At 50.0% G+C, this 11,596-nt stretch carries 10 protein-coding genes; 1 reads left to right on the top strand and 9 read right to left on the bottom strand.

Going from position 1 to position 11,596, the window contains the following annotated elements:
• Positions 1-6: 6 nt before the first annotated feature.
• Positions 7-690 (bottom strand): response regulator transcription factor, encoded by a 684-nt coding sequence (locus DFR60_RS03005; protein WP_110321552.1) that lies wholly within the window; start codon positions 688-690, stop codon positions 7-9.
• 22 nt (positions 691-712) lie between these two features.
• The gene (locus DFR60_RS03010; protein ID WP_146218573.1) at positions 713-2,941 is read right to left on the bottom strand and encodes an ABC transporter substrate-binding protein; all 2,229 of its coding nucleotides are present in this window, start codon (positions 2,939-2,941) and stop codon (positions 713-715) included.
• Positions 2,942-3,203: 262 nt separating this feature from the next.
• Here DFR60_RS03010 and DFR60_RS03015 point away from each other — a divergent pair, with 262 nt between their 5' ends.
• Complete coding sequence (locus tag DFR60_RS03015) at positions 3,204-4,322, top strand: M14 family metallopeptidase (RefSeq protein WP_110321554.1); 1,119 nt, start codon at positions 3,204-3,206, stop codon at positions 4,320-4,322.
• Positions 4,323-4,670: 348 nt separating this feature from the next.
• Here the strand turns inward: DFR60_RS03015 and rlmH are convergent, their stop codons facing one another.
• The 7 genes from rlmH to DFR60_RS03050 form a co-directional block, all read right to left on the bottom strand.
• On the bottom strand, positions 4,671-5,150 hold the full coding sequence (rlmH, locus tag DFR60_RS03020; protein WP_110321555.1) for a 23S rRNA (pseudouridine(1915)-N(3))-methyltransferase RlmH: 480 nt from the start codon (positions 5,148-5,150) through the stop codon (positions 4,671-4,673).
• A gap of 11 nt (positions 5,151-5,161) precedes the next feature.
• Entirely contained in the window at positions 5,162-6,208 is a 1,047-nt protein-coding gene (locus DFR60_RS03025) for an alpha/beta hydrolase (protein WP_110321556.1), read from the bottom strand.
• An 82-nt stretch (positions 6,209-6,290) separates the two neighbouring features.
• Positions 6,291-8,147 (bottom strand): DUF6320 domain-containing protein, encoded by a 1,857-nt coding sequence (locus DFR60_RS03030; protein WP_002601143.1) that lies wholly within the window; start codon positions 8,145-8,147, stop codon positions 6,291-6,293.
• Between the two features lie 361 nt (positions 8,148-8,508).
• Positions 8,509-9,000 (bottom strand): GNAT family N-acetyltransferase, encoded by a 492-nt coding sequence (locus DFR60_RS03035; RefSeq protein ID WP_110321557.1) that lies wholly within the window; start codon positions 8,998-9,000, stop codon positions 8,509-8,511.
• A gap of 130 nt (positions 9,001-9,130) precedes the next feature.
• Positions 9,131-9,832, bottom strand: a complete 702-nt coding sequence (locus DFR60_RS03040; RefSeq protein WP_002601145.1) for a response regulator transcription factor — start codon at positions 9,830-9,832, stop codon at positions 9,131-9,133.
• Positions 9,833-9,852: 20 nt separating this feature from the next.
• Positions 9,853-10,599, bottom strand: coding sequence for a helix-hairpin-helix domain-containing protein (locus tag DFR60_RS03045; protein ID WP_110321558.1), 747 nt, complete (start codon positions 10,597-10,599; stop codon positions 9,853-9,855).
• A 522-nt stretch (positions 10,600-11,121) separates the two neighbouring features.
• The gene (locus tag DFR60_RS03050) at positions 11,122-11,547 is read right to left on the bottom strand and encodes a DMT family transporter (RefSeq protein WP_002601147.1); all 426 of its coding nucleotides are present in this window, start codon (positions 11,545-11,547) and stop codon (positions 11,122-11,124) included.
• Positions 11,548-11,596 lie beyond the last annotated feature (49 nt).

Raw genomic sequence — 11,596 nt, forward strand, 5'->3', positions numbered from 1 at the left:
TCTTCCCTACTGCTCCGGCTGCTCTTCCAGAGAATATCCTACAGACCGGACTGTTTTAATAGTCACACTGCTGCCCACCTGTTTCAGCCTTCTTCTGAGAAAATAAATATAATTATCCAGATTCCCCTCTTCCACCGCGCTGTCAAGTCCCCATACCCGGTTCAGCAGCAATTCTCTCGTAAGGATCTGTCCCCTGTTCCTGATTAAAAATTCCAGCAAATCCATCTCCTTTTTCGAGAGCTCCACCTTTTTATCCTCTTTCCATAACACCCGGCTGGACAGATTCATAGTTACATCCCCACATGCCAGCTGCCGGTCAAACTCCATCCGTACCGGCCGCCGTTCCAGCGCCCGGATTCTGGCAAACAGCTCTTCCGGTGCGAACGGCTTAACCAGATAATCATCTGCCCCCGCGTCCAGACCGCCGATTCTGTCTTCTATGGTGCCGAGAGCCGTCACCATAATAACCGGTGTCGCAATCCCCTTCTGTCTCATGCGCTGCAGAATCTGTATTCCATCTATTCCAGGCAGCATCCGGTCCAGAATCACCACATTGTATGCCTGCATACCCAGATAATAAAATGCTTCCTGGCTGTCCTGGCAGATATCCGCCGAATAGCCTTTCTCCTCCAGCCAGAAACCCATCAGCCGGCATAATTCCATATCATCTTCCACCAGTAGTATCCTCACAGCGCGTTCTCCTTTCTGCGTTTTATTCCTGAAGGTATAAGGTTATCTTCGTCATCAGTTTCTTTGCTGCGTCCTCCAGGGATGCGGTTCCGTCAAAGTAGTCTTTTGAGTATTCCAACAGGATCTGTTTCACTTTCCAGTTCCTGCCGGCGGAATGCTTCACGGTTTTGCAGAACTCTGTCATCCTGCGGCGAAGCGGCTCGGAGGGCCAGCCAATTTTCATATCGTATGTTCTTCCATCTGCACCGGGGATAATTCCTCCGTATGCATCCACTGACGTTCTCTCCACCGTACATAAAAACTCCAGCGCATTCTGATTTACTGCAAATCCATCGTAAAAGTCGGAGCGCTGTACGTCTTCCGACAGAACTGTCTGCAGAAATCCAATTGCCAGATCCTGATTCTTACTGGCTTTCGTAATTCCTATGGTGCCATACGGTACATACGTCTCATTGATCAGGATAACGTCCGCTTCCAGTTCTCCCTGGGCCTGCTCGATAATGGAAGCTCCCTGCCCGAATTCATAAAAGCCATTGATTTCACTTGAATACAGATAGGTACCCTTTTCCAGGAGCCCCCATATGCTGGACGGCCGTTTTTCCCTCGTTCCGTCTGAGACTTCGCTTCCATCTATGATCCGCTTCATATTGGTGAGAAATTCCGTTAATTCCGTTTCCCCGACCACATCACCTTCCTTTACGATATCATTTAAAAATGCATCTGCGTAAAAAGAAAGAAACGCATCCCTGTCAACCGTCCCGAATACCTGCCCGGTCTCATGAGCCTGAACAAAATCAGCCAGCGAAGATAACTGCCCCGCTTCCTTAAACGCCTCTCTCCTGCCGAATGTCATAGGAAGCCCGATTCTGACCGGCACAGAGTAAATCCGTCCATCCACCCGGCTCTCCTCCGCAATATTGGCCAGAAAATCACCGGAAGCAGTCAAACGCTCTATTTCGTCTGTAATATCAACCAAAACGCCTTTTTCGATGTAAGATTCCTCTGACAATCCGTCTAAGATCAGAATATCTGGTCCTTCTCCAGCAAGCAGTTCGGCATTTAATATTCGGATATAATCGTCAGCGACTGCCGCTGACCCTTCTTCCAGGAGAGGCTGAAAATCGATTTTCACGTTGGGATTCTCAATCTGATACTCACTGACCGCCTGACGTATGGTATTGTTGTCGCTCAGCGAAAATATGGTAAGCTCTTTTTCCGGCTCTACCGGCATATCCGGGTAATAAACGTAATGGGAGAGCTTATTGGTTTCATCCATGGAATTGTAATAGACAAAGTAATCCTCCTGACTGCCCGCCGCGAATCCTGCGGCATAATATTTCGGGGAACCCATGGTATTGCTCTTTCCCTCTATAATCTGCTCCCAGATTCCGGAACCATTTTTCAGGACCTGAATTCCAGCCACTGACAACAGACTTATATCACCATTCTCTCTGACAAGGGCCCGGGTTCCAAAGTATTGATTTAAGTCCAGCGGATATCTGGTCTTTTCTTTGCCGTCTTCTCCGTCATATAATATCAGACTTTTGGAAGCCTCGTCAATGACATAAAACTGGCTGCCGCTGGCGAAGTAAGAGCTGCCATCACCTGGCAGCTCTGCCAGCTTCTGCTGTCCGGCCCCGTCATATAGGTAAATGTTATTTCCAGATGAGAATATCAGGTTGCCATTTTCCAATGCGGTAATGGATCGCGGGTAATACTTATACCCATACTCGCTGGTCTCAAGCAGAACAGGGAGATCGAGTTCCTGTCCATATTCCCAATCCCCGGCCGCGACAACATGGTGTCTGCTGATAACCTCCTGGTCTTCCCCTTCCGAATAGACCGCATACATGTTGTGGTCTTCTCCAAAGGTAATACCAATGCTGCTGTTTTCATATTTAAGACCAAGCTGATTTAACCATCCACACTCCTTTTCCTCCCAGGTCAGATCCTCAGACAGCAGGTATGCGGTAAATTCTGCTATTCCATTCTTTTCTTTCCTGGCAAACAGGACCGGTCTCCCAGCCGGTCCTTCTAAAAAACCGAGTCCGGAATCATATGTGACTCCAGCCGGCAAAGGGACTTCGCTCTCCGCATACCTTCCCAAAGCCTGATTCTTCTGCGTTCCTGCTGCGGCTCCTTCCGGATCGGATATGACCTTCCCGTCTCTGCCGCACCCATACAGGCTGGCTGCAGCCGCCAAAATAAGGGTCATCTGCAGCAGCACTCTTTTTATTCTGTTCTTTCTCATTAAATACCCCTTTCCGCCGGACACCGGGAAGAAATGTCCTCCCTGCCGGTGCTCATCGATGCATTTCTCACGAAAGTCATTGTATCATTCCTTTCTCTAAATCATCTCAAATATGGAAAAGTACGGCAGAGTTAGAAAAATGGCATAAAAACGTAAGAAAACTTTATTTGAATGATATCATTATTTGTAGTAGATTAGAAACATATGAAATATAAACCGGATACACTGCATAAATGTACAGGAAGAGGGGAGACGAACAAATATGAAGCGAATAGTTTGTGCCGTATTAAGCGGTATACTGGTTATGGGAAGTGTCGGATATGGGGGAATGGTCAGCTACGGAGCGCCATCCTATTCAGAAGCCAATGCGGTGGGTCCTGGTATCAAGGCATCCGTAGGCTTCAACGATTTTCTGGATCAGGAGGTATCAAATCCCATTGTAAAGCCGGCCGATAAGTACTCATACGATCAGATGGAAGCCGATATCCAGTCCCTCAAAAATAAGTACGGAGATAAAATCACCGTAAATATCATCGGTACTTCACTGGATGGAAGGAATATCTATGATATTATCCTGGGCAATCCCGAGGCAAAGTCACAGATTCTTATGCAGGGAGCGATTCATGCCAGGGAGTATATGACGCCTCTGGTGATGATGAGCCAGTTGGAATATGCCCTGGCCTTTTACGATACGGGACACTATAATTATAAATCGATTGCCGATATGCTTAAAAAAGTGGCCATTCATTTTGTACCCATGACGAATCCCGACGGCGTATCCTTAAGCCAGTTTGGAATCGAGGCCATACGCTCCGATGTGCTGAAACAGGTCATAAGAGACTGCTATACACGGGATGGGAATCTGAAAAGAACCGCGGATTCTTTCGAAACGTACTTAACAAAGTGGAAAGCAAATGCCGGCGGCGTAGACTTAAATTACAATTTTCCATATGGATGGGATGAACTGGCCACAAAGCTGACGGAACCTTCCTCTGCGAGCTACAAGGGTCCGGCTCCTTTCTCCGAACCGGAGAGCCAGGCACTGGCTAAACTGGCTGACCAGTATCCGTGGGCCATCACAGTCAGCTACCACTCCCAGGGCCAGGTCATCTACTGGACCACAAGCAGTAATGGCGCGGAGATGGCCTCCAATACGCTGGCTGAGGCTGTCTCGGTCATGACCGGCTACCGCATGGACTCCAGTGACGGCAAAGGAGGCTTCAAAGACTGGATGCAGTCGAGAAGCGGCGCAGTCCCCGGCGTAACACTGGAAGTCGGAAAAACACCGTGCCCCGTTCCGTTTTCAGAGTTTCCTGAGGTGTGGAAACAGAATAAGGGAGTCTGGGTGCAGGTTCTCGATTATGTTGTCCGGCGTATCTAATCCGCCATACAGAATCCCAGGCCACTTCAATAAAGAGGCCTGGGATTCCCCATAAACTACCGTCCTATACTTCTGATAACTTTGTTTTTCAGAAGCCCAATACAGATAATACCTCCGCCAGCGGCTTACGTTCCTTCACCGCCCCGATAGACGATTCAGCAGATCCCGGTAATAGAACCTCCCTGCAGCTTGAGTTAAGTGCGGATTCTGAATCATTCTTACATCCAGTCATTATATGCTATCTTCATTGATTTTTAAATGCAAAATGCAATATTTGTAATTTATGGCAAAAAAAGAAGACATCCCCCATTGGGAACATCTTCTTACAAGCAATCCTCCCTCTCTCCGTCACTTATGATACGCCTGTCCGTTCATAATCCGGTAACCTCTGTAAATCTGTTCCAGGAGAATCACCCGCATCAGCTGGTGCGGAAATGTCATCCGGGAAAAACTCAGCAGATAATCGGCCCGGTCGAGGACCCGCTTCGAGAGCCCCAGGGAGCCGCCGATGACGAACACAATCTGGCTGGTTCCCGACACGCCCAGCGAGGCGATTTTCTCTGACAGTTCCACGGAATCCAGCATCTTTCCCTCGATCGCCAGGGCGATTACGTAAGCTCCCTCCCTGATACTGGCCAGAATCCGGTCCCCCTCCTTCTCCTTAATCTGATTTTCCAGTGCTTCTCCGGCGTTGTCCGGGGTCTTTTCATCCGCCACCTGGATAATCTCCAGTTTACAGTACCGGCTCAGCCGCTTACTGTACTCCTCGATCGCGGCGGTGTAAAATTTTTCTTTTATCTTTCCAACTGTGACCAGCGTTATCTTCATGTATCTTCCTCTTACTGTTTGACTGCCCGGCTATCCGGCAGGTTTTTCTTCATCGCCTCCAGAACTCTGCCCGCCACCTGCGCCGCGGATTTCTTCCGCTGGGTTTTCACCCGTTTTACCACTTTTCCGTCCGGCTTCCGGCTGATTCCGTAGGTGATCCTTAAGAATTCCTCCACCTCGTTCCAGGCCTCCCGGCTCTCCGGAATTAAGTCCATCCCCATCTGGAATACATGGAACATTCCCTCATAGACGGATAAACGGCGGCGTACGCCCGCCTGCTTCAGTTTATCCGCAACTCCCAGCGTATCGCTTAAAAGGACCTCATAGCTTCCCACCTGCATGAGCACCGGCGGAAATCCCTGAAAATCTCCGAATAACGGCGACAGATACGGATTCTTCGGATCGGCATCTCCGATATAGGAAGAATGAAACAGCATATTGTCGGTGGAATTACCAAAGAGTGGATCCGTCTCGTAATTATCCGTGTAGCTGGCGCCGCTGTTGGTCATATCGGCCCAGGGGGACATGGTGATAATTCCTCCCGGCAGAGGAAGCCTGTTATCTCTCAGATACATGACCAGGGCCAAAGCGAGTCCGCCACCCGCGGAATCTCCCGCTACGATGATATGATCCGGTTCGTACTCCTTTTCCTGGATCAGCCATTTGTAGGCGTAAACCGCATCCTCTAATGCAGCCGGGTATGGATACTCCGGAGCCACCCGGTAATCGATCGTGAGCACATCGCCGCCGAAGCTTAACTTGGAGTACCGCACCGCAAATTTCCGGTATATATTCTTCATGGGACCGATATAGCCGCCGCCATGCAGCTGCAGTATCACACGCCCCGTAAAGATCCCTTCCGGCCGTAAATACTCCATCGGAAACTGTTCCGTCTCCACGATTTCATACTCATAACCGGCAGGACAGATCCATGCCGGCTCCACCGGATTCTTTCTCAGCTCTCCGCTCTGAATCGGCTGCTTTAAGGATGTCTCCATCACGTTCTGCATCATGTCACGCACAAGATTTCCCCGGACGCTCACTCGTTTATCTCTCATCTGTTTTATCCTTTCTTTTCAGCCGTCTAACCGCTGTCGCCCCGCCATTTACTCCATTTATCCCTGACCCGGTTCCCCCGTCTTACAGATGAAATCTCCTTTTCAACTCCGTCTTCACGCTTCTGTCGCCCCACTTGATGGTGACAAACAGAATCGCGACAGTGACCACCACGGTTATGAGCGCCATCAGAGGGCGTGTCACCAGTCCGGCCGCCCATAAAATGACGGGAATAAAGCTGAAAATGGTGATCGCAATCTGGTACATAAAGTAACTCTGCCAGTTTAACCGGTTTACTATAATCAAAAATACTACCGCAAGGTCCGCAAACAGAAGTGTGCTCGGAATGCCATAGTTCACCGACCAGCCCGCGTATCCCGTAGAATGGTCGATCATAACCAGAAGCACCTCCGCCGCAATGGTCTGCAGCACAATTTTAGAAGCCAGATTCGCGTGGCGCATAATCGAATACCTCAGAGTCAGCGCCACATAGACGATACAGCCGATGGCTATCACTGACCACATGGACCCTGAATACGTGGCGTAATTGACGATACCCAGTATGGCCGCCACAGCGAACAGAATGATGTAAAAAGAGTTGACCACTTCCTTCCACTTCTTCGGATCGTACTGAATCCGCGGATACATCGCCTTATCATCCCGGGAATCCGGCACACCGTTGCTCTCCGTCTCCACAGAGACTCCCAGCTCCCTCAGAAAGCCGAAAAAGCGGTCCTGAAGCCTCGTATCCTGAAAGACCGAGGTAAATGTCACCACCACATGTTCGCCGTACGCACACACGGCGCACTTCATGGGCTGACGCTTTGAGACACCGATCATAAGATGGAAATGCTCGATCTCCTCCTCATACCCTTTTTCCACTTTGATTGGGCCGATATTAGAGAGTGTCATGGTATAAGCCCTGTCGTTTCTGCGGAAAATCACATTCAGCGCCCCCCATTTCATGAAAAGCGGGGCGATTCTCAAATACCATTTCTTTTCATTGGAAACATTGTAGGAGATCGTCTCTTCCAGCTTCTCCTTCGTAATATTTTCATCCATCTGGCGGCTTACCGCCTCCACCACCTCGGAAAACTCATGCTTTTTCCCGTCTGCCAGAAACTCCAGCAGCGTGACCGCGAAGAAATTGGCCATGGTCTCGGAATCGAAAAATGCACGCAAATTGATGGGCAGGCTGATCCCGATGGACCGGTCTCCGATTCCCGCATCCTCATACTCCAGATAAATCGCCCAGATCAGGGCAGCGGCAAGAAATTTCGTAATGCTTACACCGTAAGACTTGCCGGCCTTTTTCAGTTCCGCAAGGTTTACATAACCATGCAATACACTCTCCTCATCGAGAGGAAGCGGATCTCCATTTATATGAAATGCTTTCCGAGTACTGTATTTTCTGCGGGCAACCTCTTTGTAGTTGCGCACATAGCTGTCCTCCACGTTCATGGAGACATCGGACGATATCTTCTGCGGAGCCGGATGACCGGTCCTGCCGTCGCGGGTCAAATCCAGGTACCGGTAAACCAGCGCCTTCAGAAAATTGACCGCTCCCAGCCCATCCGTTACCGCATGAAACACCTCCAGATTGATCCGTTTCTCATAGTAGCTGACCCGGAACAGATAGTAAGGGCTGGTGCGCGGATCGATATACTTGCACGGATACGTGGTTTCCCGCTCGATCACCGGCATCCGTTTATTCGATTCAAAATAGTACCAGAAAAAACCGCGTCTCAGCCTCACCGCAAAGCCTTCGAACTGAGGCAGTATCTCCTCCAGCGCACGCTGAAGCGTTCCCGGAACCACCTCTTCCTTTAGTGTTGCCGAAATCCTGTATACATTACTCAGATGTTCATTGGCAATGACCGGAAATATCTTCGCCGTATTGTCAAGACGTCTCCATCTCTCCCCCTGTGGACTCTTCTTCATCGTTGAACCCCTATCCTTTCCAACTGTCAAACTTTCCTGAAATGTCAAAGGTAAATGGCCGTTACAGTTCACAGACCTGTCGATCTTTGCTTCCCGGTCTGCCCCGGCTGGCTTATGCGTGGTTTCCAGTGACTTTGCAGGGGATTAGCAATTCTTAACGCGCAGGATTTTTCGTTCAGGGGAAATTCCCACCTGTCTGAGCGCAGCGAGTTTGGGAATTTTCCCTGGTTTTTAGAAAAATTCTGCACGTTTAGAAGTGCTTATCCCCGAAACTGGAACTGGAAACCACGCATAAGCCAGCCGGGGCAGACCGGGAAGCAAAGATCGACAGGGCTGTGAACTGTAACATATGGCTCTGTTTTTAAAACTCCAGAAGCATATCATACCAGACGGCTCCGCCGTGTACCGACCCGGATATCCCCAGACTGCGGTAGCCGAATTTCTCATAGTAGCGGATCAGACGGTCCTTGCAGGTCAGGATCATGCCCTTTTTTCCCCGCGCCTTCGCCGTTTGAATCAAGTGATTCATCAGATCGGCCGCGACGCCCTGCCTCCGGTATTCCGGAATCACGTCCAGCCCGAAAATGCTCTGATACATCCCGTCCGCCCGGTGGAGTCCGCTGTCCTCAAACATCTCATCCCGTATGCTTCTCTCATCTGTTACACAGCCATTAATAAAACCAATGATTCTCCCGCACTCATCCTCTGCCACAAGAAAGCTTTCCGGAAATGTTTCGATCCGCTTCCGAAAAGACTCTCCTGTCGCGGCCTCTGCCGCAGGAAAACATAAAGCTTCCACCTCTGTGACCTGATCCAGGTCCTCTGCTTTCACGTTTCTGATTGTATATACCATCTTTACGACCTCTTCTCATCCTTCACATTTCGCCGCCGCATACTCCCGGCGGATGAAAGAAAAGGCGGAATCTGCGGCGTCAGACCTGCAGATATCCTCCTCTTCCATCGTTTCTTCCATCATCTCTTCTTTACTGGGCGCGGAAATAGTAACCGACGCCCCATTTCGTATGAACATATTTGGGATCGCTGGGGCTTGGCTCGATCTTCTCACGGAGACGCCTTACATGGACGTCCACGGTTCTGACATCGCCGGAATCCATGGCCTTGTTACCCCACACGTACGTAAGCAGCTGTTCCCGGCTGTAGACCTTGTTCGGATTACAGGCCAGAAGCTCCAGCAGATCGAACTCCTTGGCTGTTAAATTAATCTCTTTTTCACCAATAAAGACGCGGCGGCTGTCGCGGTCCAGCTTTAAATCACCGGAAGTCACCACATTGGACTCGGCCCGGCTTTCCCGTCTGCTTTTCTTCGTATTTCTCCGCATAATCGCCTTGATTCTGGCCTTTACCTCCAAAATATTAAACGGTTTCGTTATATAGTCATCGGCGCCGTACTCCAGCCCCAGAATCTTATCCATGTCGTTGCCCTTTGCCGTCAGCATAATGATCGGCATCTCGGAGAACTCCCGGATGGCCTGGCAGACCTCATAACCGTCAAACTTCGGCAGCATCACATCGAGGAGCACCACATCATACTCCTTCTGCTTCGCTAAATTAATGGCTTCCTCTCCGTCATAGGCGCAGTCCACTTCCATGTTGTCCTGCTCCAGACTGAACCGGATTCCCTTCACAATCAGTTTCTCATCATCCACTACTAAAATACGTGCCATGTCACACCTCTATCTTCCACTCACACTGTTATGTCATCTTTGATCTTTTCAAATGCCGCATCCTTGATACCGGATATCTTCTTGATATCCTCAATCTTCTGAAACCCGCCATGGCTCTCCCGGTAAGCGATGATATCGTCGGCCTTTGCTTCTCCGATCCCCTTTAAGGTCATCAGCTCTTCCCTGGTGGCCGTGTTCAAATTCACTTTCACTTTTTCATTTGCCGTACTGCCGCCCGCGGTCTTCCCCTCCGGCATGATCACACCGGCGCCTGCGCTGCCCGCACCATGATTCCCGCCTTCGGAATCAATCCCGTAGCGTTCCGCCCCATCGAGCGATTCGCCATCCGGAACCACGATCTTCATGCCGTCGCTGACAACCTGAGCCATATTCAGATACTGCGCCGCCGCACGCTCCGTGAATCCGCCTGCGCGCTCCACAACCTGGAAAATCCTGCTTCCCTCTTCCATCTCATAAACCCCCGGAAGCACAACTTCCCCGCAGATATGTACGTAACAGACAGAAACCGCCGTCTCTTCTGAAACCGGGATCTCCGTCTCTTCTGATTCCTTCGCGTTCCCATAAGGATCAGAATCCCCCGTCGCATCTTCCGCCTGACTCGTCCCCGCATCACCCGGGGCATTCATAACCGGCAGTTCCCCGGATTCCCATCCGTCCTGCATTCCATCACAACTGTAGCATACGCCTGCAGCCAACACGCATATGAGTATTACAGCCATTTTTACTGCCTGATATCTATATTTCATGATATCCCTCCTCTTTTCTCAGGGAAAGGATACCATCTTCAGCCTATGTTACTATTCTACAAAAAGATACCAGTAAATACAAGCACTATTTCCACTTTATCTGCGGCAAAGTAACAGTTCACTCCCCACCAGGGGCACCGCAGTCCGGTTCGGCCGGGCAGGCTTCCTCAGCCTTTCCAGTTCCAGTTTCGGGCATAAGAAGTTCTAAACGTGCAGAATTTTTCTAAAAACCAGGAGAAATTCCCAAACTCGCTGCGCTCAGACAAGTGGGAATTTCACCTGAACGAAAAATTTTGCGCGTTAAGAACTTCTAATACCCTGCAAAGTCACTGGAAAGGCTGAGGAAGCCTGCCCGGCCGAACCGGACTGCGGTGCCCCTGGTGGGGAGTGAACTGTTACGCGGCAAAGCCAGTACCCAGTCGAAAAAACGTCGGTCATCCGGAGGCACAGGCTGGAACGGGATCTCCATGTTCCCCGCTCCGCCCCTGACTTCGGATACCCAACGTTTTTTGCATGTTCCTTCTAATTAAATATGATGATACCAATCACCGCGACAACAGCTCCAAGCAGTTTCTTCCATTCAAATCCGACCTTTTCCACTCCGAAAAGACCGAACAGTTCGATTCCGTATGCCACGATAATCTGAGAAATGACGATGATGAGAGCCGCCTTCGCAGGTCCCAGCGAGCCCATACTGCGCACTACGGTATATGTGATAAAGGCGCCGATAATTCCGCCCAGAAGCATGTACTTCGGTTCCACCTGCAGGATTCCCGAAATATTTTCTCTCCCTGAAAAATACCAGATGACAATACAGGTGATAAACGCTGTCAGCTGCACCCACCCGGCTGACACCCAGATGCTTGTCTGCTTCGTGACCCCTGTATTTAAAACTCCCTGGATGCTCATCAGCGCTCCTGAAATCAATGCTATGATAAAGCCTGTCATAGAATAACCTCCAAATCTGTCATGCATTTCTAATCTTTCCTTTATCATG

Source organism: Hungatella effluvii, from assembly GCF_003201875.1.
Classification (GTDB): domain Bacteria; phylum Bacillota; class Clostridia; order Lachnospirales; family Lachnospiraceae; genus Hungatella; species Hungatella effluvii.